Raw genomic sequence first — 23,974 nt, forward strand, 5'->3', positions numbered from 1 at the left:
GGGCTCGTTCACGGTTCAAGGCGGCGACGGCGTCGTGGATTGCGTTATCGAGGGTGTGTATATCGACGAAGGTCTGGTGAGCGAGATGATGGGCTTTGAGGTCGCGCCAGACCAACTCGATATCGTTGAGTTCAGGGGCGTATTTGGGCAGCCACTCGACGGTGAGCCAGTGCTTGCGGGCCTCGATTGCAGCGCGCGAGAGCTTGCTGACGTGGATCGGCCCATTATCCTCGACCAACACGACCGGGGTCGTCATCCGTCCCGGTTGCGGGCCATACAACCGATCCGTTGGTCAAGCCAACGGAAGCTGCTTAGAATCGCGCCTTGTTCCCCGTCAGCACCAATGGCACCAAAATTGATGTTGTGAGCTAAGGAGGATTTTGGCCTCTTCGCAGTGACGAAGGAACGAAGATGAGACCAAAATCCTCAGGTGCCAAGGCGAGCCCCGGCGAGCGGACGGTGGCGCAGGAAGCGCTGTTCCACACCCTCCACATCACGCCAGCGCGCTACTGGCCGGGAATTGGTGGTCGCGCCGCCGCAACAGGCGACGTGCGGATCCCTTGTGTATAACGATGGCCAGAGGCAATCCCCAACGACGAAGCCCAGCGCGCCCGCTGAAATCGACTTCCCGATACGCCCGTCGGACCGCGTTTGCGACCGCCGCCTTTTATTTCCCGATCGCAACGAGCGCGCCGCTGCACCCGGAGATTTTGCTTGCCGGCGCCGCCGACGATGCCCATTCCCACAAGGTTCAACGCGTGGGGCGACGACGAATGATCCAGAAGTCACCCTCGGGCCGTACCGATGCCTATCCGCCAGCGCCGGTGTTTCATGCGCCGATCCGGATCGGTCGCGACGGCACGAAGATACTCGCCGATCCATCTACGGCCGCCAACATCCGCCATGCCCTGGCGGCCCATGGCGGAGCGGTGTTCCACGACGTGATCGACGCGGATTTGCTCGAATCGCTTCGGGAGGTGGCGAGCATGGCGCCGTTCCGCCAGGTCGACCTGAAGGAATATGGCCTGAGAGGGAACGACCTTTCGGCGCAATCGGCGCTGCCCTTCTGCGTCGCTCTCGCGCGCCCGGCCTTCATGCGGTGGCTCGAGGACATTTCGGGATGTGAACCGGTCTCCCATATCGAGGGGCATCTGGTCCAGATGGTCGCCGGCAACAATCTCGGTTGGCACCGCGACGCGGGGCTGGGAATCCGGCGGCTCGCGCTCGTGGTGAACCTCACGACCGCGGAATATGAGGGCGGGGACTTCGAACTGCGGCACCGCGATCCATATATCCCGATGCTGACCTACCATGCCGGCTCGCCCGGGTCGCTCGCCGTCTTTCGGCTTGCGCAGGATCTCCAGCACCAGGTCACCCGCATACTCTCCGGCGGCCCGCGCACCACGTTCAGCGGCTGGGCACGCGGCCCATCGTGCTCGGGCGACACTGAACGAGGCGGCGCGCTGACCACATGGCCGCCCCTCCCGCCCGGTACGCGGGCCTGACCCGATGACGGAGGCCCCGCCCCCCCCAGCGGCCGACCTGTCGCGCCCCTCCCCAAGCCCATCCCCAAGTCCCTCAGGCGCCGCCGCACCGACGATGTTCATTACGATCGAGGGACTCCGCGGCGTGAGCGTTCTCATCGTCATGCTGTTCCATTCCGTCGGCCAGTATGTCCTGCACCTGTTGCCGGGCGCCTTCTTCATCGTCGATTTCTTCTACGCGCTGAGCGGCTTTGTCCTAAGCCACGTCTATGGCGCTCGGCTCGCAAAGGGACTCGGCTGCCGCGGCTTCATGAGATTGAGGCTGATCAGGATCTATCCGCTCTACCTGCTCTCCCTTTTCATCGCGGTTGGAACAAATCTCGCGATCGCGCTCACCAGGGGCTTGCCCGAGCCCGGCCTTTTTCTGGTATCGATCGCCGCGTCGGTGCTGCTGGTTCMGCTGGTCCAGTCGCTCGCCTGGCGTCATCATCACCCCTATCCGTTCAACGGGACGACCTGGACGCTTCTCTGGGAGCTCGTCGTCAACATCATCTGGTCCACGCTCGGCCCGCGGCTGACCAACCGGCTGCTCGTCGTCTTCATCGCGATCGGCGTGGCAATGCTGGTATTCGCGCTGTCGCTCCCGACCGGGCTCGAACATGGTGGAGCCTTCTCCAACTTTCACGTCGGCGGGCTGAGGGTGGTCTACGGCTTCTTCGCGGGGATCGCCGCCTATCGGCTCTGGGAACGGGGTTATTTCCCGTGGCTCAGGTTGCCCTTTTGGGGATCGGTATCGGCCCTGATGGCGATCATCTGCCTGCGGCCGGTCAACGGCAATTTCGTCTATGACCTCAGCGCGGCGCTGATCATGCCGGCGTTGGTGTTCGCATCGACCTCCACGGTACCACGCCGACTGATCCCGATGTTCACAGGGGTCGGCAGAATCACCTATGCCGCCTATATCCTGAACTTCCCTATCCTCCTGGCACTGGATCAGATCCTTCCGCGCCTCGGCCTGCCGTTTCTGACCAGTGCTGTTGTTCGCGTTCCGCTGTTCATCGCGTTGACCTTCGCTGCTTCCTACGCGGCGGACCGCTGGCTCGACCATCCGATGCGCGTGTGGTTATCCCGCAAGTTCGCGTCGGGAAATCGCGGGCATGCGCCGGGAGATCGGCCCGCGAAGCGTGAGAACAGCTGAAGGCTACGCACTGTCCAGGTGTTTCGGATCAGCAGCGGCAAGCGATTGCCTGAGACGCTGATCTGTGGGACTGGTGTTATATCGCCTTGGACAGGGGTCTGATGCCACCCGAAACCACCTCACGCGCTGTCGCCGATGCAAGCACGGCGCAATCGCGGGCAAATCTCCGGTTTCGAGATCTTCGCGCCCGAGTGGGACACCTCACCCCGAGCAACTACGACATCTCAGACACGTGCAACCTGCGCTGCGAAGGCTGCCTGTTCTTCGACGGCGCGGATCGCCTGGGCCATGATGATTCCGCCGACGATCACGCCTGGGACGCCTTTTTCGCGAAGGAAGCCGCGCGCGGCGTGAACTTCGCCTATCTCGCGGGAGCAGAGCCCACGCTCGCCCCCCGCCGGATCAGCCTTGCGCGCAAATACATCCCGCACGGCGTGATCTTCACCAATGGCACCAGGCGGGTCTCACCGGATCTCGACTACCGGATTCATATCTCGGTATGGGGTGCTCCGGCCGAGAATGCGCGGCTGCGCGGGGCCGACAATGTCGCCAAGGCGATCCGCCTCTATGCGGGAGACCCGCGCGCGATCTTCGTCTATACCATCGGCAGGACGAACATCCGCGACATTTTCGAGACCGCCCGCGCGATGCACGAGGCAGGCTGTGCGCTGACCTTCAGCTATTTCAGTCCCACCACGTCCTATCTCTCCAAGCTGGAGAGCGACGTTGCCGAAGATGATTATTTCAAGATAAGCACGGCCGAAGACAATCTCGTCATGATGCCTTCCGATTTCGCCGAGGCGCGATGCGAGATCACCCGCGCGATCGAGGCGTTTGGCGCAACGATTCTCTATTCGCTCGATTATGATGCCTGGATCACCAGCGATGTGCCGCACCGGATCGATCCGGTGTCGGGGATCGCGATCGATTGCGGGAATCGCCTCACCCCGAAGCACCTTCATTTCTCGGTCGATCTCTCGCAATCCACTGGCAAATGCTGTTCTCCGAACATCGATTGCAGCGGCTGTCGCGCCTATGCCCAAGGCTATGGCACCTATCTCAAGCGATTTGCCGAGGTTCGCCACGATGCGGTCGAACTCGATCGGTGGCTGTCGGTGTGGGAACTATGGGCGCGCATGTTCCTGCCACCCTCGCGCTGACATTTCTCCGAAAAAAATGTCATCCGCAACCTGAACGGCGCCCGCTTCTACAAGCCCGCGGCAAACGCTGTTGCGCAAAGCCGGTGCGCTCGAGGTGGCGGCGTAGAGGCGGGCTCAGGATTTCAACACACCGCGCAGGAGCGCCTCGACCTGGGCGAGTGCGGCAAAGTCATGGGGATAGCGCAGGCGGTAGCCTGGCGCTGCCTTCGCGGCGGCATTCAATCGCGCAAAGCCTTGTACCCGGTCGGGCCGTGCCGGATCGCCGGGGTCGAACTGCACCAGCATATGCGCGGCCGTCACGAGCACCTCGGCCTCGCTCATCGGCTCGAGCACGGGGGTGACATCGCCCTCGCGTTTGAGAAAGACGAGCGCGCGGAGCGGCACCGGCGCCAGGGCCGGCTCGCCCTCCGGCACGAAATGGGTTTTGCCGTCATAGGCCGGCATCGGGCGGCAATGCTCCCTTGGAAGGCCGATCCCCTCGCGCGACGCGGGCCAGACGCAGACGCCTTGTGCCGCGGGCGCTAGCAGAGGCTCCTCCTGCCCCCACAGGAGAGAGATATCGTCGCTCAGGATCTGCCAACCGGCATGGCCCAGCGCAGCGGTCATGGTGGATTTCCCCGCTCCGGACACGCCCAGCAGGAGAATGCCGCCCTCCGGCCGCGCCAGCGCCGCGGCATGGATCGCACTTGCTCCGAACAGCGTCGCCACCCGGGGCAGCACCCGACGGATCAGGACATCGACACAGGCGTCGAAAGACGCGCCGGGGGCTGAGATGCACCGCAATGTGCGCCGCTCCCTGCTGATTAGGAACGCCCCATCGAATGACGAGGTCATCAGCCACTCGTCGCCGCAGGTGCCGACGGTCAGCCCGTAACGGCCCGGCCAGCGATAAGAAATGCGGTCGTGAACCGGCGGCTCCCCCGTTTCGAAGGAAAGCGCGACATCGGCCCACGCCTCGGGATGAGACGGCCGCAATTGATCGACCCACCTGTCCGAATGCAGCCGCAGCCCCCCGAAGCTGTAGGTCGACGTCGAACCCATTCCCACCTTTTCTCGTACACCGGGCGAGCAATTGCCAGGTCAGTGAACCATGCTATGCCGAAACCCTGTAAGGCCGGACTGGAGACGAAATTGGGTGCCATTGCCGGCGCGGTCCATATCGATGGCCGCGACATGACCGAGGCACTGCTCGCGTCGATTCTTCGTGCCGCCGTGCCGCGCGGCTTTGACGGCGTCAAGCATTGGCATGATGGCCCGGCGGGCCTGATCCGCTTCGCCCACGCGACCACGCCCGAGGCGGTGGGCGAGGTGCAGCCCTTTATCAGCGATCGCTCCGGCGCGGTCATGGTGTTCGACGGCCGTCTCGACAATCGCGCTGAATTGATCGCGACACTCGGCGCGCAGGGCGAGGGCATGAAGGCAGCTCCCGATGGCGAAATCGCGCTGGCGCTGTTCGATCGGCGCGGCGACGATTATGTCGCGGCGCTGGTCGGCGATTTCGCCATTGCCGTCTGGCAACCGCGCGATCGACGCCTGCTGCTGGTGCGCTCGCCCTATGGCTGGCGGCCATTGGTGTGGACGTTTGACGGCGCGACCTTCGGCTTCGCGACTGAACCGCGCTCGCTGGTTGTCGGCCTCGGCATGGAGCGCAAGCTCAACGAACCCGCGATCGGCGAATTTCTCTCGGCGCGGTTCGTCAGCCAGACGGATACCTTCTGGCAGGGCCTCAACCGGCTCCCGCAGGGATCGGCGCTGGCTTTGGAGAAGGGCAGGGTCAGGCAGTGGCACTGGCATGTCGGGCCGTTCGAGGATCAGTCGCGCCTGTCCGAGGCCGATCATGTCGCGCGCTTCCAGGAGCTGTTCGATCAGGCGTTGATCGCGGCCACCCGCAGCGCGACACCCTTGTCGTCGCAGCTTTCCGGCGGGCTCGATTCGTCCTCGGTCGTGTGTAGGGCGACCGAACTCCACCGTGCCGGGCGGATCGACCGGCAGATCGGGGCGATCACCGCGCGCTTCCCCGGCGAGCCGCATGACGAGACTGAGTGGAGCAGCGCGGTCGAGGCGCATCTCGGCATCACCGCGAAAGTGGTCGGGGCGCACCCGTTCAGCGCGGATGCCGCTGCGGCGTGGTGCGCCGAGACGCTGCAACTTCCGCTGCGGCCCAATGTGCTCGACACCATGGCGGGGGTCTGCGCGCGCCAGCAGGCCGATGGCGAACGCGTGCTGCTGACGGGTGAGGGCGGCGACGACTGGCTCGCAGGATCGCTGGCACACTGGCCCGATCTCGCCAGGACTGGCCGTTGGGGGGCGCTGGTCAGGGCAGGTTTCGAGCAATTTCCCGACAAGCCGGCTTATGTTTCGGCGCGCCGAATCCTCTATCACGGCTTCGGCCCGCTCTTTCGTTCCCGCCACCGCGAACGCCTGCTCAGGCCGCACCTCGATTTCGCTACGCAAGCGCCGCCCTGGCTCAATGCCGAATGGGCTGAGCGGATCGGCTTGACGGAGCGATGGTATGCCGATGCCCTGCCTGTCGATCTGCCCGGCATCGCGCAAAAGCAGCGCTACGGCGTGTTCGCGCTCGCCCGCCGTCATGTGAACGCCGAACCGGCGATGGCCTATTGCGCGAGCTTCGGCATCGAACAGCGCCATCCGTTCCATGATCAGCGCCTTGCCAGCTTCATGATGGGCGCGTCGGGCAATGTGCTGAACCGTTACGGGCAGAAAAAATATCTGCTACGTCAGGCGATGAAGGGAACCCTGCCCGAAAAGGTCCGGACGCGGAAAACCAAGACGGCTTTCGTTGCCCATACGGTCGATGCAATCTCCGAACTGCTGCGCCGCCGCCCGGCTGAACAGTTGCTTTGCGCCCAACTTGGCTGGGTCGACGGCGCGAAGATCGGGGAAATGCACGCTGCCTTCCAGCGCTGGCGCGACCAGGGATCGACCGGTCCCATTCCCGATCAGCCCTGGGGGCCGGTATGGTTCACACTGGCGATGGATATGTGGCTCGAAAACGCTTTCAAGATTTGAACAATGACCCTGAGGAGCAGTGCGAAAAATGCCAGCGACCGACATCGATGAGGCCATGATGGTCAGCCGCAGCCAGAACATGATCGCCGCGGACGTGGGCGACGAAGCCGTCATCCTCGATATCCAGAGCGGCTATTTCTTTCAGCTCAACCGGACCGCCGCGCTGGTCTGGGGATTGCTCGAAGCGCCAATCTCCGCCGGAGCGCTGTGCGCGAAGATGGCTGAGTCCCACTCGGTCGATCCGGCGATCTGTCGTGGCGACGTGATGGAGTTCATCGCCGATATGCGCGACCGGGGTCTAATCGCCATCGGCTGACGGTCGGTGCTCGTCCGCCCGGTAGATCCAGCAATTCACCGCGAATCGGGAATCGCCGAACGCGCCTGACGGGCAGCGCACAGTCAGCACCTCGTGGGGTGCCCAGGAAGGGAAGACTACCAGGCTGTTCTGGTCCGGCGCGATGTCCACCCCCATATCGCCAGGCACCGCGCCGATCCGGTGCAGCCTGAGGCAGCCGCCCGAAAATGCTTTTGGCGCGCGGTGGAAATAATAGACGGCGCTGAGCAGTCGATCGCCGCGGGCGCTGCCTTCCCCGGTGTAGAGGTCACCGTGCAATGCGAAATGCGCCCCCTCATTGTGCGCGACCAGCTCCAGTTCGATCTCGCCTGCGACGAAGGGTGTCACGCGCAGCTGGCCGATCAGCTCTGGCACCATTGCGCGAACGCGCCCCTCGAACAGGCTCGAGAATTTGCCGAGGTCCCGCAAGCTGAGCGAGCGGCGTATCGCCGGGTCGACCAGCCCCTTGTCCAGCGCGGCCGGCTTGAAGCGCGCCTCATTGTCGAGCGCCCAACTGAGCAGATCGTGGCATTCGTCCGGGGAAAGCAGGTCGCGTCGCACCAGCCATGGAGGCATGAGGCCGCGCGAAACACTCATGCCGCGTTACCGCCCGTCGCACGCGCGACATGCTCCCGCAGGAAGCGCAACACCATCGCCTCGTTACGCGCATCCGATTGGCGCTTCATGCGCACCGGTGGGACAGCGGCCGTGCTTCCGAGATGATCGAGTACCGCCTTCACCGCCGCATCATGATCACGTGTCAGATCTTCATAGGCCAGGTCATGGGGAACAGCGCCGATCGCCGCGAAGAAGCCGCGCCAATGGCGATGGCAGAAATCGGCATAGCCAATCAGCCGTTCGATCATCGCGAAATCGAAGCTCGGCGGCGCCGCTTCGGTTCGTTCGCCCATCTGCGGGATTTTGCGCCAGATGCCCGTCTGCACCGCGGCCGCGGCGGAGACCGCCTGCCGCACCCGGTCCCGCCGGGCGAGATGGACATAATGGGCAGCGGGAAACAGAGGCGCGAGCAGCCCGGCGATCTCGCGATACATGTCGGGCGAGGTCGCCTCGGGCGGGCGTTGGTGCAAATCGTCGAAGCGGCCGGGTTGGAGTTCCCCGGCCAGTTCGGCCACATCGCGCCAGAACAGCTTCACGGAGTGGGTGCCGGACGCGTCGGTACGCCAGCGATGTACGGCACGGCCATAATCCGACAGACCGTCGCAGCCCCACCGTCCGGCAAGAGCCGGACGGAACCCGGCATGGAAATATTCCAGTGGACAGCCCAGGCCACCGGCAAAATATAACGCCTCGCCAAGCAGGGTACTCCCCGATCGGGGATGGGTGCAAATCAGGATTGTGCGGAGGGGAACGCCATCCCACGCGGGATAGTCATGCTCCGCCGTTGCGAGATCATACGGCTTGCTGGCCGGGTCCGCGCTCGGCGCGTTTATCACGCCCACGGAAACACGCGCTCCCGGCGCGCCCAACGCCCGGGTCCGTCAGTCATCGTTCAAAACGACGCGTTCGGTCAGGTGAGGTTGCTGATACCGTCGTTCGGCCGGTAGGAGATGCCTTCGGCGGCCTGAACGGGCGCAAAAGACGTAATCTCCGGCTTAACCCATTCGGGCTTGTCGGTGGTTTCGACCACTAGGGCCGGTGCATCGTTGTTCGTATCGCTCATGAGCCGATCCAGCATTGCCTAGCCAATTATCGCCCATGACTTGGAATCGCGTCAAAGTCAATTCGGAACGGGGTTAACCGCGCCAGATGCGGACCCGGTTTCCTTCGTGACAGGCGCCGATCACGAAGGATTCGCCCGGCACCGACATGACTGGCTCGGCAAAGGGCCAGAAGATCGCGCCCCAGCATGAAGTAACGCCTGGCCCGGGATGGTTCTCGTAAGTCTCCCGATCGTCCAGATCGAGCGCGATCCATTGCACCACGCCGCTCACCCGCCCGCCCAGCGATTCGAAAGTGATTTCGCGACGCTCGCCCCGCCAGGGGCCATGCGCGAAATCAAGGGCGAACAGGTCCGCGGCGGCACTTCGCAATGTGATTGCATCGCTGCCGACCGGAATGTCGCGATAAGGCCGTCGCAATTTGTTGAACGCACTCAGGTCGAAGGAATCGATGAGGTCCAGATCCGGTTGCGCCGTGCCGCCATCGTCCATCAACGCGATCCGGATCCGGCCGCGCGCCGGGATGACCGCGCCGCCGGGTTTCAGCAGGCGCGGCACCGCATCCTCATGCGCCGGAAGCGTGCCTTCGCTCAGCATGTCGTTGCTGACGATCTCGGACACAAGGACGTCGGCAAGCCCGCCGACATCGGCGAGGTCGAGCGCGGTCGAATGTTTGTTCACCACGGTCACCCGGTCGGCGAAGCCGTTGATCGCCACATTCTCGCGCGCGGCCGCGGCGATGGCCGGATCGGCCTCGCAGGTGACGACCCGCGCCGCACCCGCCCGCGCCGCCATCATGGCGAGCAACCCGGTGCCGGTGCCGATTTCCAATACGGAGCAGCCTGGAAATATCGCGTTGCGCAGCGCCGCGTCATAAGCCGCGTTGCGCGCCTGGTCACGGACGATCGAGAAGTGCCATGTATGCACGCCGTCGCTCAGCAACTCGGTGGCCAAAGCGCGCACCTCGCCGTCGCCGGGATCCAGCGCGAGTGCGCGGGTGATCATCTCGAGCGCTCGCGTGCGATGCCCGACGGCGGGCAGCTGTCGCGCCAGCGCCAGCATCGCCATTGGTTTCCCCTCGACCAGAGGTTGCATGGCGAGCAATTCCCGCGTGCGATCCCTCATCCGCGCTTCCCGTCTTTCCGTCCGAATGTAGGCAATGGAAAATAGCGGACCATATGCGCCGCTACCCGCCAGGGCACGTAAAGCCAACGAAGCCCTTTTGGCAGTGGGAGATCGCGATATGCTTGCCATGACGGCACCAGGCTTCGCCCGACGGCGCGCGCGTGACGCGCCAGACCTTCGCGCTGGCGCCATTCGATTGCTGTCGTCGCGAACCAGTCCCGCCAGCGGAACAGGCGATCAGCATCCCGGCTGTGCCGCTCCAGCTCGGGTGGAGCGTTGTCCGGGTGGAGGAACCTGATGCAATCCCGCGTCATGCGCGCTGCGAGGCCAGGGCCGGCAGGCCAGTTGCCGGCGACGGCGGCGGCGAGCAGTGCCGGCATTTCCAGGCAAGCGACGACCAGCTTTTCCAGCCCAGCGCGCTTCGCTTGGGCCCGCGTCGCCGTGATATCGAAATCGGGCGCTGCGGCGATCCGGCCGAGATCGCCGATCCAGTGCAGCCGCGACCATCGGTGGCGGCTGTGATGATAGCAGATGTAGACGAACAGATCCGCGGTCGAGAAGACGGGCAACGCCTCGCCTGCGATCGTCACCGTTTCCGCACGGTCGAGCAGTTGTTCGGTCGGGAAGTCGGTCCCGGTGAGATCCACGCTCTGATGAAGGTCGACCATCTGGCCCGATGGCGCGCGCATCGAGATTTCCCGGCTCAGGCCGCACATCGCCTCGATATGAGCCGCGTGGCGCGCCGGTTCGACGGGCAGTTCGAAGGGCTTGCTGAGGCGAAAACCCTGGCCGATCAGATGCGTCACCGTCTCCGCGAACCCTTTCCCGCTGACCAGCAGGTCGAGGTCGCGGCAGGAGCGCCCGCTGACCGAGCCATAGTATCGCTGGGCCAGCGCCACCCCTTTGAAAAGCGCGAAACGGATTTGCTTTGGGCGGAACCATGACCGGTTCAGTTCGGCGGCGATCGCGCCGAGCTGGAGGCCATGGGCGGTCGCCACAATCACGGCGCGCTCGAGCTCGGTGATTGTTTCGGCCGGAACGCAGTCCTGGATCGCGAAGAGTCGCTCGCGCAGCACCGGAAGCGACAAATGATGGGTCGCCTGCCCTAATATGGCCGGCCAGTCGCGAACCTCGCCGGCGAGGCGCCGCAGTTCACCAGGCGCAATCAAAGCGGGATGCAGCGCACAGGCGAGCAGAAGCCGTGCTTCCGCGGGCAGCGCGATCGGCTCGAGCTCGCCAGCGGTGCTCACCCCAGTGTCTTGCTGCGATATGTGTTCCGCAAGTCCCCAAACACTCCAAAAGACGCTCTGGCAAAGACGCTCCKGTAAGTCGCTGTTGCTCGCCGTCCAGCTGTGCCCTGCTTTGGCCGCCGGGTATATCCCCTCCATGCCGAGCGCGGCTCAGCGCCCGCGAGAAAGACCCGATTCCGCTGCAGTCCCGTTCGCCACCTGAACCCGATCCTGCCAGTTATCGGCCTTCAACCAGAGAGGATGCCATCATGGCCCAGCCACTGTCCTTCATGTTCAACGTGCACGCGAAACAGGTGAAGCACGTCACGACCAACCTTCTCGCCGGCTTCAAGGGCCAGGCCACGCATCCGCTGCCCAACATCGTCCATTATCTCTGGCTCGTTCAGCTGCCCGATCAGGTGAACCAGCCAAAGGACACCAAATGCATGCTGCTCACTACCGTCTATGACGAGGATTTCGGCCCTTATGTGAAGGATATCGCCCGGGCTCACCCTGCGGTGTTCGACGCGGCGCTCCCCAATATCGTCGGCATGGAGAAGATGGTGCCGGTGCTGAAGCATCTCGACGCCTTTGCCGCCTTCATCCTGGCGCATGATCTTACCGGCGGCGGCAAGACCCCGACCTTCCTCCAGAACTACACCGACACTGTCCTCAACATCTGGGCGAACGACTGAGATGCGCCTGCACCCGCCACGTTATGCCGAGCCGCCGCGCTCCCATCTGAAGGCAGCGGCCCATGCCCATGTGGCGGGTGCACCCGCCGATGTCGTCCCGGTCCCGCCCGATCCGGCGAAGACCCAGGGCTTCGTCATGCGGGGCTATAACTTCGCCTTCACCCGCTATTTCGCGCTGTCGGTGACTGATGCGGCCAAGGCCCGTGCCTTTATCGAAAGCCTGGTCTCGGGCAAACAGGCCTGGCCGAGCGTGACGATCGCCAGCCAATGGGCGCCGCCCAAGCCGAACCGCTGCCTCAACATAGGCTTCACCTGCCCCGGCCTCGTCGCGCTCGGCGTCCCGCAGGCTGCGGTCGACCAGAGCTTCGGACCGACATCCGACCACAATTCCTTCTATGTCGGCGCCGCCGCGCAGGCCAAAATCGTCGGCGATGTCGGCCAGAGCGACCCCGCCAACTGGCGCCTCAACGACCGCGATTTCGACGTGATGCTCATCCTCTGGGGTGCCACGACCGAGATCATCGAAGAAGATACCGCTATGCTGAAGCCGCTGCTCGATGGCTTCGCGGCGCTGTCTCCGGATCGCATCTTCGATTCCCAGGTGCTCGACAACCACAAGGTCTGGTTCGGTTATCGCGACGGCATCGCCCAGCCGATCGTCGCCGGCGTGCCCTATATCCAGGATCCCGACGGCGACCAGGAACTCGCTGATCCCAGCGCCTTCATGCTGGGCACGGCGCTTCCCGGCGAGGGGTATCTCGGCACCTCCGTCCCGGTCGCGCCGCTCGGCCTCAATGGCTGTTTCGGCGCCTTCCGCATCCTGGAGCAGGATGTCGAGGGCTATGAGGCGCAAGCCAAACGACTCGCCGATGCCGATTTCTGCAAGCTCTACGGCATCACTGATCCCGATCATGCGGTCGAGGCAGTCAAGGCGCTGCTCTGCGGCCGCTGGACCAACGGCGTCTCGCTTTCGGTCTTCCCGATCCAGGGGGACACGCCGCCACCGACCATGCTCGACAATGAGCTCAACAATTTCCTCTACGTCCTCCCCGCCGGCGCGCCCGCCCCTGGCCAGGATCCCGATCCGGAGGAAAATCCGGACATGGGCAGCCATTGCCCGATCGGCGCGCACACCCGCCGCGGCAACATGCGCGGTTTCCCCGAAGCCGATACGCCGTCCCAATATCACCGCATCATCCGCCGCGCGTCCGCCTACCAGCTTCCCTATCCGCCCGTCGGCACTGATCCGGGCGAGCGCGGGCTGATGGGCCTGTTCCTCAGCGGCTGCCTGCGCGATCAGTTCGAATTCGTGCAGCGCAGCTGGATCAACAACTGGATCCACCCGAGCAGCTTCTCCTCGGTCAAGGACCAGAGCGATCCGGTGATGGGCGAGGTGCCGAACGGCTCGGGGACGTTCGACGAAACGATCGGCATACCCAAGGCGAAGAACAAGCTCAGGGGCATGAGCAGCTTCGTCGCGACGCGGGCAGGGGCCTATTGCTTCTTCCCCGGCATCGACGGAATCGCGTGGATCGGCGGGTTGGAGGGCAAGGGTTGAGACCTTTTTCTTCAGCCCCTCCCCTTCAGGGGAGGGGTAAGGKGTGGGGCAGCGTCGAGCGGGGCTCGATGCCCCGATTGACGCTTCAGTCTTGATGCGACGAGTCTTTTGAGCGCGCAGACGCGCGCCCCCACCCCCAAACCCCTCCCCTGAAAGGGAGGGGCTGATCACGCCTCACCGCCTCACCCGTCACGCCACCGGCAACGACTGCGCGTGATGGAAATAATCCTGTGGGTCCCAATGCCGCTTCACCGCCACGAGATTGCGGGGATTGTTCCGGAAATTCCCGAGGAAATACAGCCGGAGCGCATGGTCCACATCCCCGGCCGCATGCGACCCGAGCACCACATCGGGATAGTTGAAATAACACCCGTCGACCGTGCCTGAAGGGTCCCGGGCTGGGTCGGGCGTCCCGCCACTCTCCGCATAGACCGCCGCGTAGAAGCGGTTGATCCAGTCGAGATGCGCCTTCGCCTGCGCCTTGTTGGCAGGAGACTGCTGCCCGCCCGCCGGGCAATCATTGTTCCAATAGGTCTGGTACTGCAATTTCAGGATCGAGCTTCGCTGCGGCACTGAGGTCGCAGTCGGACTCACCCGGTTGATCGCGCCGCCATAGCTGTCCACCTGGAGCAGGCTCTGTGCCATGTCAGCCTCCACAACGCCCTTCGGCACCACCTGAAGCCAATGGAAGATCGCCTTGATCTGCGCTTCCGGAAAACCCCTCCTCATATAGGCCGACTTGTATTTGCCGAACTGGTTCGGGCCTGATCCGTTCAGCGTCTGCAGCGCCTCGAGATAGGTCAGATGATTTTCGTTCTCGCTTGCCGGCAGCGTGTTCATCATGCCGGGATGCCCGCCGAGCGGCCGCAGCAACGTGCTTGAAGGCAGGATCGCCTCGAAACGCGCCTTCAGCCGTTGCACCTGTCCGGAAACCCGCAACCGGTGATCGGCCGCCGCCACGCCAGGCGGCGAGACGCTCTGATAGATCAGCCCGATCTGCCCGGCAGCGACATGGTTCAGCTTCAACAGGCTGAAGTCGGTCTCCGGCATGGTCGAGACCATATCGGCATAATCGTGCAGCAAGGCCCCGAACCTCGCCTCGGTCAGGTCGCTCCAGTTCCATGCGATCGTCCAGAGCGAAGCATGGTCGGGCGCATCCGGCAGCGCGGCGAAATAATAGCGCGCGATCACCCCGAAATTGCCGCACCCTGCGCCGCGCAGCGCCCAGAACAGATCCCGCTCTGCGCTGTCGCCACTGCCGTCCGAAACATACCGCATCCGCGCCCGGCGGTTCGATGCGTCCCAGGTGACGATATCGACCCCGGTCAGATGATCGATCGTCAGCCCGTGCAGCCGCGACAACAGGCCGTATCCGCCGCCCGTGATATGCCCGCCCGCTCCGACCGAATAACAGGAGCCAGCCGGAAGCGTCTTGCCGAACGCGTTGAGCAGGGTGCGATACACAGTCCAGTTCTCGCACCCGGCATCGACGAAATACGCCTTCCGCACCGGATCATAGCCAACCTGGTTCAGCGCCGACATGTCGATCACGGCGCGACTCCCGTCATTATAGACGAAATCCTCATAGCAATGCCGCCCCGACGAGACTTTGACGTCGCGACCATAAGCGGACAGCGCCGCCTCCACGCAGGGCGCGACATGGTCGAGGCTGGTCGGCACGTAAACGGCTTTAAGATGCGACGCGTACCAGCGCCTGTCGAAGCCCTGCCGATCGCTGAGGATCAAGGGAGAGGTGACGCCGCGTGTGGGGGCCTGGGCCATGTCGATTCCCTCTCTCCTGATCGCCTGACGTCGGCAGCGATATCGCGCTTCGTCCGTATCAGGCGATCATCCCCAAAACACGGCCCGATACCCCCGGAATGGCGGCGAATGCGCCCAGGCTCTGCCCATGCAAGCACGAAGAGCAAGCCGATAGCCGCACGCGCCGCAGCAATGCGATCAACTGAAGCTTAAGGAAGAGCGGCCTATTTTCGCCGTACCGAACGCGGCGCCGAGGATAGAATGAAACGTCCCGCATCCCTGTTGGCCGCTCTGCTGTGCCTGATGCTGAGCGCGCACGCCGCCCGGGCGCAGTCCGCCGACGAGACCGCCAGGTCCCGGTTGCCGGAGGCCGCGCGCGCCCTGCAGGACGAGAACGTGGCTTCAGGTCAGATCATCGAGCCCCTCCCTGGCGAATCGCAGCGCGACTTTGTCGCCCGGGCACGGGAGAGATTTGAGCAGCGATCGCAAGGCACCGGCCAGCCGCTGCCCTCATCCACCTCTGCGCGCGCCTGGCCAGACGCTGCGTCCTCGCCCTATTCAGCCGCGAGCACACAACCGAGATCGAGGGCGTTTCCGGGGCTCGGCACCTTAGTGTTTTTCCTGCTCGGCGTGATCTTTGTTGTCGTGATGAAAATGTACAAGGGCGTGTTCAGGCTGGTCCGGATCGTTTCGACCAACGCGCCGCGTGAGGACGGCCAGCCTCTTCGCGAGCTGGACCATATGTTCTTCGACCAGCACGTGGCCAAGCGCCTCGCAGAATTGCAGGCCGGCGGCCCCGTCGAGGAGGCTGCGGATGGCGGGAGCGACCACCGGGCCCCGCCTTCGATGGCTGCCCCTGCGGCCGCACGCGGATTTGGCCGCAAGGTCTGATTCACCGCGCTCGAGCGGTCGAGCTATGTCTCGAATATCGTTCGCGAGATAGCCTAACGAACCCCTCAGTCCCGGAAGAGCAGCGGCGCGAACTCGTGCAGGCTGCGCCGCCAGCTCAGGAATTCGTGCGCCGTATTGGGCGACACATAGAAGACGCTGTTGAAGCCCGCGGCCTTCACCGCTGCCGCGTTCGCACGCGGGTCGGGGCGCGGGGTGCCCGGAGGCGTCGGAGGCCCGCCAGCGCGTCCTTCGAGTTCCCGGCTGCCGAAGCTGACAAAGGTCAGTTTGACCTTGTCCTTGAACCCCGGCGCGTTGACGTCCTCAAGCGAGAAAGTCCCGCCGCTCAACAGCCCGATATAGGCGAACTTGTCGAGGTTGGCGGGCGCGATCAGCTTGGTCTCGAAGCCGCCCATCGAAAGGCCGGCCATCGCGCGGTGGCGCTGATCGGCGAGGGTGCGGAAATTGCCGTCGATATAGGGGATCAGCTCGTTGATGAGCACCGTCTTGAACGGCTTGATATCGAAATTGGCGAGGCCGCCGGGCTTCACTTCGTTGGTCATGCCATAGGTCATCACGATGATGAACGGCCGTGCCTTACCGGCGGCGATCAAATTATCCATGATCAGATTGGCATGGCCCTGGTTCGACCAGGCAGTCTCGTCCTCGCCCCAGCCATGCTGCAGATACAGCACGGGATAGCGTTCGCGTGCATTCTTGTCATAACCCGGCGGCGTATAGACAAAGGCGCGGCGCTGCGTGCCCGTGCTCGGCGACGGAAACAGTATCTGCTCGACGCGGCCATGCGGCACGTCCTTCAGCGCATAGAAGTCCGCGTCATGCGCCGGGATTTCGACGCCGCTTTCCCACCGCGTCGAGCCGTAGAAGTTCAGCGTTCCCGGGTCGTTGAAGGTGCCGCCATCGACGTTCAGATGATAATAATGGAAGCCCTCGTCGAGCGGGCCTGCGGTGGTGCCGGTCCAGCTGCCGTCAGCTGCCTTGCTGAGCACGGTGCCGCCGCGTCCCCCCAGGCCAAGGGTCACTTTGACGTTTTGAGCGTCCGGCGCAACGATGCGAAAGCGGACATAGCCTTGCGAATTGACCTGCGGATATTCCTGGCCCGGCTGGTTCACTGAGGATGGCTTGAAGTCCTCCACGATCGCCGGCGCGGGGGCCTGAGCTTGCGCGGGTGCGGCGGTCTGCGCGGACGCCGGTCCGGCGGAGACGATGGCCGCCAACATGATAGCAATTGTTCGTTTCAAGGCACTACCTCCCCAACAGAATTCTCCCCCGCGGGCTCGCGGCGGAACAATCATCCAGACATGGTGCGAGGTTCGGCATTGCCTCTCCCAGCGCGCCAGCCCCGTCCTTCGGGGTCAGGCAATCAAATATACTATATGATTCGTGGAGGAACCTAGCGGCATTGATGGCGCAAGGAAATAGTCATCTCGAATGACAATCGCCGCGTCCGGCGTGAACTCGCCGCCTAACCGTCCACGCCTGCGAGATCGCGATCCATTGCGGCGCCATCGAATGGAACGACGATCACCTTGCTGCCGTGCCCGTTATTGCCGGTCTGCGCTTCCTTGGGCGTGTCGATCACCGCGAAAGTGATCGCCGTCACATGACCCTTCTCGATGACGACGGCCGGGCGCTCCAGCTTGTTCCAATGGTTCACCGTCCCGTCCGTGTAGCGGATGAAGTCGGCCTCCGGCTCATAGGCCAGGCCCTGGAACCTCCAGCCCGTGATGCCGTTGCGGGAGATCAGATGATAGGCGCGGCGATCTTCCCAGTGATTGACCAGAATATGGTACCAGCCCCCACTGAACCAGATGGCGGGGTCCTCGAGGCGGCTCGGATTTTTCTGCGGGAGCCCGGGCACGCCAAGGAAGATGCTTCGGCCCATCACCTCGTAGGGGCCGAGAATGCCCTTCCTGCTGAGGAGGATCTGGCCTGAGCGTTGCACAATTTCATATGCACCATCCGGCCGCGCGATGAGGCTCACATTCGACGCGTGCCACGGCTTTGGCGTCGCACCCTGCGCCGGCGCCTCGTCGGCGAGAAACACCGAGCGATATTTGCTCTGATCGACGGCGATGCCGCCCAGCAGACGCCACGGCCCATCGATCGAAGAAGAGACGAAGACGTCGCCATTGCGCGTTTCGCTGACCACCACGGCATAGCGCCCGTCATGCATCCGCAGCGGCGTGACATTGTGACCCAGACCGTCCCGGTCCGAAGGCCAACTCAGCCCCCTGTCCCGATAGGGCCCGAGCAACGACGTGCTGATGGCGGTAACGGCCCTGGATTGTCCCCATGCGCCATGACCAAGGGCCTGATCCCAGCGGCTGGCGAACATCCGGTATCGCCCGTCCGGTCCTCTGAGGATCGGCCCGTCCCAGTAATTCCACTGCTTCAAACCGGCATCTTCGAGCCCGTTGCCGGTATCGCGTGGCCCGACCTCGGCCGCACCCCACGCCTTTTCGTTCAAGGGCGTCACGATCGGCGTTGGCTTGAAATAGGCGATGAAGGGTTTTGGCCCGAGCACCGGCAATTCATCCCGCTCGGCTGTCGCCGCCGCGCCGGGCTCGGGGGAGGCAGAAAGCGGCACCGCCATTGCCCCCGCCGTCAGGACGAGGGCCATGGCAGCCTGGAGCGCCAGCCCCACCGTGTTTCTGCGCCTCGACAGCATCTTGATCCTCACGATTGCTGCGTCAGCCTTTAAAGCTCATTTGGCGAGCATGATATCCGCGACATAAAGGTTCGGCGCTTGCTCGCCCTTGCTGTTCTGCACGGCGAGTCCCTCAAGCATCGTGGCCTTGGTGACGCCGAGTTCGCCGAAAGGAATCAAGACCCTGGTCCAGCCCCCGGGGAGCACCTTGATGGCCTTCTTCTTGGCCTCGGGCTTGCCATCGGCGCCGACCTTGGCGCCGTCCGGGATCGCATTGCCGTTGGCGAACGCGAACACGACGAGATCCGCTTCGCTGCCGACCGACTGGATCAGCATCGAAATGCCGCGATAGGGCGCGGCGCTGAACGGTGCATGATGGAGATAAAGCGCCTGATAGCCCTGCGCCTCGACCTTGATCGGCAGGCGCGGATTGCCGATGTCGACGCTGAGCTCGGTCTTGGCCCAGCTCCAATTCTGCCAGCCATCGCCAAGCGCCTTGTTATAGATGGTGGCGGCCGGATCGGCGGCTGGCGCAGGCGCCGGAGCGGCCTGGGCCATGGCGACAGCAGGAACGAACAACAACGCGGCGGCGGCAATCAGCGACTTCATCATAGTCTCTCCCCACTTTTGTCAGTGCATCCCGTTTTCAGGATTGGCCGCATTCATGCCCCCGAGACGGGCCTCAGGGCAAGAGGAGAGTGTCGTTGCGGGTAATGATTGCAGCCGGAACGGGCGATCGCGTCGTCGGTGCGATGGGTTAGCCCAACTGGCGATGCCACGTCTGTTTAACGCGCCAATGGCTCCCCAGGCAGGAGCGAAAGACGCGGTTCGTAGCTCCAGGTCTCGGTCGCGAGCGCCTCGACCGGACCGAGCGTGGCTTCGATTGCTGCGTTGGACGCGCGATACGTGCGCGACAGGATTTCGGGCAGCGTGCCACCAGTGGCGGCAATATCGACCCACCGCTCGCGTGCGACGAAAAGCATGTAAGAGGCGGCACCGCCGCCGCGCAGCCGGCGATACCAGCTGAGCCGCACACCGTCTGCGCGCCGCTCTTGGGCCAGGCTTTCGACCGCCCGCTCGAACGCGATTGCATGGGCAGGGGAAACCGTGAGCAGGAAGACATCGACTGTCTTCCCCGGCTTTCGGTCTTCGAGCGGCGTCGCCGTCGTCGGCTCAGCCCAGAGCACCCATGTCTCGACGTCGATCGGCTGCGCGGAGTCGCCCACCGTCGCGACGAAATCGGCACCGTCGCCGGTCAAGTCCGGGCGAGCATCGAGCCCGGCGAGGCTGGCGCCCGCTGTCCCGTCGATGAACTGGCCGCGGCGCGGGCCCGCCTGAACCGTCCAGGCATACCAGGCGAGCGGGTCGCTGTGGCGCGCGTGCCAGCCAAGATGGGCGCGATATCCTTCCCGGAAGCGCGGCGGATCGACGAGGCGATAGCTGTAGAGCTGCAGGATGGCGGTCGCCGGCTCCTGAGCGTCCGCAACGACGGGGGTCGCGATCGAGCAGGCGGCGAGCAGCAAGGATGTGAGTTTCATGAAAATCTCCCAAGGCCCGCTTACCCGGCCTCGATCGCTTCATCTATTTGGAAGCTTTCGGCGTATGTTTCGGTATAAGTGAATGATGGACAGCAGCACCCTGCGCCGCGCCGCCGTATTCCACGCCGTAGGGCTCGCCGGCGGGATCACCGCCGCTGGCGAGCGGCTCGGCAAGTCGGCTCCCGCCGTGCATGCCGACCTTCGCCGTTTCGAGCGAGACCTCGKGCTGGCGCTGACCGAGCGTGTCGGGCGCGGGCTGCGGCTGACCGCGCAGGGGCGTGAGATCTTCGATGCGGTCGGGCGTACCCTCGCCGATCTTGACCGGGCCTGCGCATTGGCGCGTGACGCTGCGCCGGACAGGAGACCCATCAGGCTCGGGACGGTCACCGGATTCGGCCGTTACCGGCTGATGCCACGGTTGTTGCCGCGCCTGCCGGCCGATGTTCAGCTGATCGTCCGAACGGATACGCATGACGCGCTGATCGCAGCGCTTGCGAACAACAGCATCGATCTCGCCCTGACCTATCGCCCGGTCATCGCAGCGCCATACCGAACGATAAAGGTGGCGTCGGAGGAGATCGGGCTGGTCGGTGCTCTGGATAGCGAGTTGGATCACGCCCTGCAGGGGCGGCTGCGATTCATCACCTATGACGAATATGATTATGTCTTCGGCCGCTGGTTCGCCGACGCCGCGGGTGGTCAGCCGTCTTTGCTCCACCGCCACGATCACTTCACCGAATTGGAGGAAGCGCTGGCGAGTGTCGCGCTGGGGCGCGGTGCCACGATCGCGCCGCTGGACGCCTGCGCCGCGTTCGGTCTTGAGCCGACAGGACCAGTGTGCCGCAACGATATTCATCTCTGCGGCACCGGCACGGCACTCGACTCGCCGCACGCGCACCTGATCACTGCCTGTCTAGTTTCGGGGACACTATACTAATTAACACTTTCCCCAAAGACGCACGCTGCGCTTCGTGACACAGGAGCGGCAACGCCCATCATTCGAGCCCGACGATGTCCGATACTCTCAAGATCCTGCTGCAACATCTCTTGCCGAAGCGGCACCTGACCATGTTCGCCGGCCGCGTCGCCGGAGCACAGGGAAGCGCGTTGACGCCCAGGCTGATCCGCTGGTTCGTGCGCAAATACGGCGTCGACATGACCGAGGCCGAGAACCCGGACATCACCAGCTACGCCAGCTTCAACGCCTTCTTCACCCGCCCGCTCAAGGCCGGCGCCAGGCCTCTGGCCGCGGCCGATTTCATCTGCCCGGTGGACGGCGCGATCAGCCAGTTCGGCGCCATCGACGACGAGCACATCGTACAGGCCAAGGGCCACCGCTTCACCACCACGGAACTGCTCGGCGGAGACACGGCGCTCGCGGCCGAGTTCCGCCACGGCAGCTTCGCCAACCTGTATCTGTCGCCCAGGGACTATCACCGCCTGCACATGCCGTGCGACGGCACGCTCACGCGCATGATCTATGTGCCGGGCGCGCTGTTCTCGGTGAACCCGGTCACCGCGCGCGGCGTGCCGAAGCTGTTCGCGCGCAACGAGCGCGTGGTGTGCGTGTTCGAATCGCCGGACTATGGCACGTTCGCGATGGTGCTGGTCGGCGCGACCATCGTCGGCAGCATCGCGACMGTGTGGCACGGCGTGGTCAATCCGAAGCGCACCGGCAAAATGTCCGAATGGACCTATGCCGATCAGGCCATCGCGCTGAAAAAGGGCGAGGAGATGGGCCGCTTCCTGCTCGGCTCGACGATCGTGATGCTGTTCCGGCAGGATACCATCGCCTTCAACCCGGACTGGGCGCCCGAGCGGCCAGTGCGCCTCGGAGAGATGATGGGCAGCGATAAGGGAGAGCAATGAAAACACTCACATGCCTGGGCGCGGGCCTGCTCGCCGCCTTCGCCGCCGGGGCGCCCTCCACCGCGGCCGCACCATCACCCGCCGCCCGAACCCATATCGTCGACGATGGGCCGCAGCGGCGCATGATCGTCCTGAGCGACATGGAGGCGGATCAGGACGATGCGCAATCGCTCGTCCGGCTCATGCTCTATGCGAATGAAGTCGATATCGAGGGGCTGATCGCGACCACCTCCACGCACATGCGGCACGAGCTTCACCCGGAAACGATCCGCCGCATCCTCGGCGCCTATGCCAGGGTTCAACCCAACCTCCTCAAGCATGACCGGCGTTACCCGGCGGCCGCGAAAATGCTTGCTCTGGTCTCAACCGGCCAGCCGGATTACGGCATGGCCGCGGTTGGGACGGGCAAGGACACAGCCGGCTCGAACGCCATCATCCGCGCGCTCGAATCCCCCGATCCGCGGCCCTTATGGGTGACGGTATGGGGCGGCCCGAACACGCTCGCCCAGGCGCTTCTCACGCTCAAGGCGACCCATAGCGGAGCCGAGACGAGCCGCCTGCTGGCAAAGCTCCGCGTCGCCACCATTTCCGATCAGGACGATAGCGGCGCCTGGATCCGCCGCACTTTCCCGGATCTGTTCTACGTCGTCAGCCCCGGCGGTTACGGCCACTCCACCTGGGCCGCCATCATGGATGTCATCGAAGGCATCGACAACCGCACGATCAGCAATGCCTGGCTGCGGGACAATATCCAGCAGGGGCATGGGCCGCTCGGCGCCGCCTATCCCGACGTCGCTTACGGCATGGAAGGCGATACGCCCTCCTATCTGCCCTTGATCCCGAACGGGTTGAATGACGCCGAACATCCCCAATGGGGCGGCTGGGGCGGCAGGTTCGAACTCTATACGCCCGCCACGAAGGATCTCGATCTCACCGGCTTCACCGGCGGCGTGCCGATCGAGCCCGAGACGCGGCCGATCTGGACGAACGCGTCCGACACCTTCGCGCCCTTCCAGCCCGGCGAATATGGCCGCGCGACGGCGGCGGGCCCTCGGACCTATACGGGTGCGCGCGTGTCGCTCTGGCGTTGGCGCGACGATTTCCAGAATGATTTCGCCGCGCGTATCGGCTGGACGACCCTGGCTTACGAAAAGGCCAACCACCCGCCGCTCGTCCGCCTTGCGGGGCCCGATCGCCTGACGGTCCACTCGGACGAGGTCTTCACGCTGAGCGCGGAGGGCACGACCGATCCCGATGGCGACAGCCTGAGCTATCTCTGGTTCAACTACACCGAGGCCGGCACGCTGAAGGCCGCCATCCCCACGATCGGGGCCGAGAACATCTTCCACATGTCGTTCAAGGCGCCCGTGGTCAGCAAGCCCGAAACCGCCCACTTCATCCTCCGCGTAACGGACAAGGGCACGCCTCCGCTGACTCGCTACAAGCGCGTCGTGGTCACCATCCTCCCGAATTAAGCGCGAGGGCCATATAGTTACGGGGACACTATACTAGGGTCCGGACTCATTAGAGCCACCATATGACGGTAGCGGCGATGGCGATGGTTGCCATGAAGGTTTTGATATTGCGGTCAAAGCGCATGGCGACGCGTCGCCAGTCCTTGAGGCGACAGAACATGCGCTCGATGATGTTGCGCTGTTTGTAGATTGCCCGATCGTGGGGGACCTGTACCTTGCGATTGCGTTTTGAAGGGATGACGGCCTGGGTGCCGCGCTCAGCGAGCCAGGCGCGCAGTTC

Annotated in this window: 25 protein-coding genes; 12 read left to right on the top strand and 13 right to left on the bottom strand. The window is 64.3% G+C overall.

Going from position 1 to position 23,974, the window contains the following annotated elements:
• Nucleotides 1–256 (bottom strand): transposase (locus tag AC1DVS_RS26440; protein WP_478027495.1); only part of this gene is annotated, 256 nt, incomplete at its 3' end.
• A gap of 155 nt (nt 257–411) precedes the next feature.
• On the opposite strand from AC1DVS_RS26440, the gene AC1DVS_RS26445 reads away from it, so the two are divergent.
• The 4 genes from AC1DVS_RS26445 (at nt 412) to AC1DVS_RS26460 (ending at nt 3,842) form a co-directional block, all read left to right on the top strand.
• Complete coding sequence (locus AC1DVS_RS26445; RefSeq protein ID WP_478027496.1) at nt 412–570, top strand: hypothetical protein; 159 nt, start codon at nt 412–414, stop codon at nt 568–570.
• Nucleotides 571–773: 203 nt separating this feature from the next.
• Entirely contained in the window at nt 774–1,505 is a 732-nt protein-coding gene (locus tag AC1DVS_RS26450) for a 2OG-Fe(II) oxygenase (protein WP_478027497.1), read from the top strand.
• Nucleotides 1,506–1,599: 94 nt separating this feature from the next.
• A complete protein-coding gene (locus tag AC1DVS_RS26455) occupies nt 1,600–2,682 on the top strand; it encodes an acyltransferase family protein (RefSeq protein ID WP_478027498.1) in 1,083 nt (360 codons plus the stop codon).
• A gap of 191 nt (nt 2,683–2,873) precedes the next feature.
• Nucleotides 2,874–3,842, top strand: coding sequence for a hypothetical protein (locus tag AC1DVS_RS26460; protein WP_478027499.1), 969 nt, complete (start codon nt 2,874–2,876; stop codon nt 3,840–3,842).
• A 114-nt stretch (nt 3,843–3,956) separates the two neighbouring features.
• On the opposite strand, the gene AC1DVS_RS26465 is transcribed toward AC1DVS_RS26460, so the two are convergent.
• Nucleotides 3,957–4,883 (bottom strand): hypothetical protein, encoded by a 927-nt coding sequence (locus tag AC1DVS_RS26465; protein WP_478027500.1) that lies wholly within the window; start codon nt 4,881–4,883, stop codon nt 3,957–3,959.
• Between the two features lie 54 nt (nt 4,884–4,937).
• On the opposite strand from AC1DVS_RS26465, the gene AC1DVS_RS26470 reads away from it, so the two are divergent.
• Both AC1DVS_RS26470 and AC1DVS_RS26475 read left to right on the top strand, forming a co-directional pair.
• Nucleotides 4,938–6,872 (top strand): asparagine synthetase B family protein, encoded by a 1,935-nt coding sequence (locus AC1DVS_RS26470; RefSeq protein WP_478027501.1) that lies wholly within the window; start codon nt 4,938–4,940, stop codon nt 6,870–6,872.
• 28 nt (nt 6,873–6,900) lie between these two features.
• On the top strand, nt 6,901–7,188 hold the full coding sequence (locus AC1DVS_RS26475) for a PqqD family protein (RefSeq protein ID WP_478027502.1): 288 nt from the start codon (nt 6,901–6,903) through the stop codon (nt 7,186–7,188).
• On the opposite strand, the gene AC1DVS_RS26480 is transcribed toward AC1DVS_RS26475, so the two are convergent.
• The 5 genes from AC1DVS_RS26480 to AC1DVS_RS26500 all read right to left on the bottom strand — a co-directional run bounded on the left by AC1DVS_RS26480 (nt 7,171) and on the right by AC1DVS_RS26500 (nt 11,260).
• Nucleotides 7,171–7,803 (bottom strand): 2OG-Fe(II) oxygenase, encoded by a 633-nt coding sequence (locus tag AC1DVS_RS26480; protein WP_478027503.1) that lies wholly within the window; start codon nt 7,801–7,803, stop codon nt 7,171–7,173. The genes AC1DVS_RS26475 and AC1DVS_RS26480 overlap by 18 nt on opposite strands.
• Nucleotides 7,800–8,666: a Stf0 family sulfotransferase gene (locus tag AC1DVS_RS26485; protein WP_478027504.1), complete on the bottom strand. Its 867-nt coding sequence runs from the start codon at nt 8,664–8,666 to the stop codon at nt 7,800–7,802. Before AC1DVS_RS26485 ends, AC1DVS_RS26480 begins: the two co-directional genes overlap by 4 nt.
• Nucleotides 8,667–8,734: 68 nt before the next feature.
• Nucleotides 8,735–8,887 carry a hypothetical protein gene (locus AC1DVS_RS26490; RefSeq protein WP_478027505.1) on the bottom strand — a complete coding sequence of 51 codons (153 nt, stop codon included), beginning with the start codon at nt 8,885–8,887 and terminating at the stop codon, nt 8,735–8,737.
• Nucleotides 8,888–8,960: 73 nt separating this feature from the next.
• Nucleotides 8,961–10,010 (bottom strand): 50S ribosomal protein L11 methyltransferase, encoded by a 1,050-nt coding sequence (locus tag AC1DVS_RS26495; RefSeq protein WP_478027506.1) that lies wholly within the window; start codon nt 10,008–10,010, stop codon nt 8,961–8,963.
• Entirely contained in the window at nt 10,007–11,260 is a 1,254-nt protein-coding gene (locus AC1DVS_RS26500; protein WP_478027507.1) for a nucleotidyltransferase family protein, read from the bottom strand. The genes AC1DVS_RS26495 and AC1DVS_RS26500 overlap by 4 nt, the downstream gene beginning before the upstream one ends.
• Before the next feature lie 248 nt (nt 11,261–11,508).
• On the opposite strand from AC1DVS_RS26500, the gene AC1DVS_RS26505 reads away from it, so the two are divergent.
• Entirely contained in the window at nt 11,509–11,934 is a 426-nt protein-coding gene (locus AC1DVS_RS26505; RefSeq protein ID WP_478027508.1) for a hypothetical protein, read from the top strand.
• Nucleotide 11,935: 1 nt separating this feature from the next.
• Entirely contained in the window at nt 11,936–13,492 is a 1,557-nt protein-coding gene (locus AC1DVS_RS26510) for a hypothetical protein (RefSeq protein WP_478027509.1), read from the top strand.
• A 189-nt stretch (nt 13,493–13,681) separates the two neighbouring features.
• On the opposite strand, the gene AC1DVS_RS26515 is transcribed toward AC1DVS_RS26510, so the two are convergent.
• On the bottom strand, nt 13,682–15,274 hold the full coding sequence (locus AC1DVS_RS26515) for an FAD-binding oxidoreductase (RefSeq protein ID WP_478027510.1): 1,593 nt from the start codon (nt 15,272–15,274) through the stop codon (nt 13,682–13,684).
• Nucleotides 15,275–15,514: 240 nt separating this feature from the next.
• Here AC1DVS_RS26515 and AC1DVS_RS26520 point away from each other — a divergent pair, with 240 nt between their 5' ends.
• Nucleotides 15,515–16,144, top strand: coding sequence for a hypothetical protein (locus tag AC1DVS_RS26520; protein WP_478027511.1), 630 nt, complete (start codon nt 15,515–15,517; stop codon nt 16,142–16,144).
• A gap of 65 nt (nt 16,145–16,209) precedes the next feature.
• Here AC1DVS_RS26520 and AC1DVS_RS26525 read toward each other — a convergent pair whose 3' ends face one another.
• The 4 genes from AC1DVS_RS26525 to AC1DVS_RS26540 all read right to left on the bottom strand — a co-directional run bounded on the left by AC1DVS_RS26525 (nt 16,210) and on the right by AC1DVS_RS26540 (nt 20,350).
• Nucleotides 16,210–17,382 (bottom strand): alpha/beta hydrolase, encoded by a 1,173-nt coding sequence (locus tag AC1DVS_RS26525; RefSeq protein ID WP_478027512.1) that lies wholly within the window; start codon nt 17,380–17,382, stop codon nt 16,210–16,212.
• A 245-nt stretch (nt 17,383–17,627) separates the two neighbouring features.
• Nucleotides 17,628–18,845 carry a glycoside hydrolase family protein gene (locus tag AC1DVS_RS26530; RefSeq protein WP_478027513.1) on the bottom strand — a complete coding sequence of 406 codons (1,218 nt, stop codon included), beginning with the start codon at nt 18,843–18,845 and terminating at the stop codon, nt 17,628–17,630.
• Between the two features lie 24 nt (nt 18,846–18,869).
• Complete coding sequence (locus tag AC1DVS_RS26535) at nt 18,870–19,421, bottom strand: hypothetical protein (protein WP_478027514.1); 552 nt, start codon at nt 19,419–19,421, stop codon at nt 18,870–18,872.
• Nucleotides 19,422–19,597: 176 nt separating this feature from the next.
• The gene (locus AC1DVS_RS26540; protein WP_478027515.1) at nt 19,598–20,350 is read right to left on the bottom strand and encodes a hypothetical protein; all 753 of its coding nucleotides are present in this window, start codon (nt 20,348–20,350) and stop codon (nt 19,598–19,600) included.
• Nucleotides 20,351–20,432: 82 nt separating this feature from the next.
• Here AC1DVS_RS26540 and AC1DVS_RS26545 point away from each other — a divergent pair, with 82 nt between their 5' ends.
• From AC1DVS_RS26545 to AC1DVS_RS26555, 3 genes are all read left to right on the top strand, one after another.
• On the top strand, nt 20,433–21,287 hold the full coding sequence (locus AC1DVS_RS26545; protein ID WP_478027516.1) for a LysR family transcriptional regulator: 855 nt from the start codon (nt 20,433–20,435) through the stop codon (nt 21,285–21,287).
• A 74-nt stretch (nt 21,288–21,361) separates the two neighbouring features.
• Nucleotides 21,362–22,219 (top strand): archaetidylserine decarboxylase, encoded by an 858-nt coding sequence (asd, locus tag AC1DVS_RS26550; protein ID WP_478027517.1) that lies wholly within the window; start codon nt 21,362–21,364, stop codon nt 22,217–22,219.
• The gene (locus AC1DVS_RS26555) at nt 22,216–23,694 is read left to right on the top strand and encodes a DUF1593 domain-containing protein (RefSeq protein WP_478027518.1); all 1,479 of its coding nucleotides are present in this window, start codon (nt 22,216–22,218) and stop codon (nt 23,692–23,694) included. Before asd ends, AC1DVS_RS26555 begins: the two co-directional genes overlap by 4 nt.
• A 49-nt stretch (nt 23,695–23,743) precedes the next feature.
• Here AC1DVS_RS26555 and AC1DVS_RS26560 read toward each other — a convergent pair.
• Nucleotides 23,744–23,974: transposase (locus tag AC1DVS_RS26560; RefSeq protein ID WP_478027519.1), on the bottom strand; the 231-nt coding region annotated here is incomplete at its 5' end.

The organism is Sphingomonas sp. P3_C5 (genome assembly GCF_056402635.1).

Excerpts from the sequence above, each read along its gene's own strand:
- AC1DVS_RS26445 (WP_478027496.1), top strand. The coding sequence starts at position 412 with ATGAGACCAAAATCCTCAGGTGCCAAGGCGAGCCCCGGCGAGCGGACG.
- AC1DVS_RS26450 (WP_478027497.1), top strand. The coding sequence starts at position 774 with ATGATCCAGAAGTCACCCTCGGGCCGTACCGATGCCTATCCGCCAGCG.
- AC1DVS_RS26465 (WP_478027500.1), bottom strand. The coding sequence starts at position 4,883 with ATGGGTTCGACGTCGACCTACAGCTTCGGGGGGCTGCGGCTGCATTCG.
- AC1DVS_RS26470 (WP_478027501.1), top strand. The coding sequence starts at position 4,938 with ATGCCGAAACCCTGTAAGGCCGGACTGGAGACGAAATTGGGTGCCATT.
- AC1DVS_RS26475 (WP_478027502.1), top strand. The coding sequence starts at position 6,901 with ATGCCAGCGACCGACATCGATGAGGCCATGATGGTCAGCCGCAGCCAG.
- AC1DVS_RS26480 (WP_478027503.1), bottom strand. The coding sequence starts at position 7,803 with ATGAGTGTTTCGCGCGGCCTCATGCCTCCATGGCTGGTGCGACGCGAC.
- AC1DVS_RS26490 (WP_478027505.1), bottom strand. The coding sequence starts at position 8,887 with ATGAGCGATACGAACAACGATGCACCGGCCCTAGTGGTCGAAACCACC.
- AC1DVS_RS26495 (WP_478027506.1), bottom strand. The coding sequence starts at position 10,010 with ATGAGGGATCGCACGCGGGAATTGCTCGCCATGCAACCTCTGGTCGAG.
- AC1DVS_RS26505 (WP_478027508.1), top strand. The coding sequence starts at position 11,509 with ATGGCCCAGCCACTGTCCTTCATGTTCAACGTGCACGCGAAACAGGTG.
- AC1DVS_RS26510 (WP_478027509.1), top strand. The coding sequence starts at position 11,936 with ATGCGCCTGCACCCGCCACGTTATGCCGAGCCGCCGCGCTCCCATCTG.
- AC1DVS_RS26515 (WP_478027510.1), bottom strand. The coding sequence starts at position 15,274 with ATGGCCCAGGCCCCCACACGCGGCGTCACCTCTCCCTTGATCCTCAGC.
- AC1DVS_RS26520 (WP_478027511.1), top strand. The coding sequence starts at position 15,515 with ATGAAACGTCCCGCATCCCTGTTGGCCGCTCTGCTGTGCCTGATGCTG.
- AC1DVS_RS26525 (WP_478027512.1), bottom strand. The coding sequence starts at position 17,382 with ATGTTGGCGGCCATCGTCTCCGCCGGACCGGCGTCCGCGCAGACCGCC.
- AC1DVS_RS26535 (WP_478027514.1), bottom strand. The coding sequence starts at position 19,421 with ATGAAGTCGCTGATTGCCGCCGCCGCGTTGTTGTTCGTTCCTGCTGTC.
- AC1DVS_RS26540 (WP_478027515.1), bottom strand. The coding sequence starts at position 20,350 with ATGAAACTCACATCCTTGCTGCTCGCCGCCTGCTCGATCGCGACCCCC.
- AC1DVS_RS26555 (WP_478027518.1), top strand. The coding sequence starts at position 22,216 with ATGAAAACACTCACATGCCTGGGCGCGGGCCTGCTCGCCGCCTTCGCC.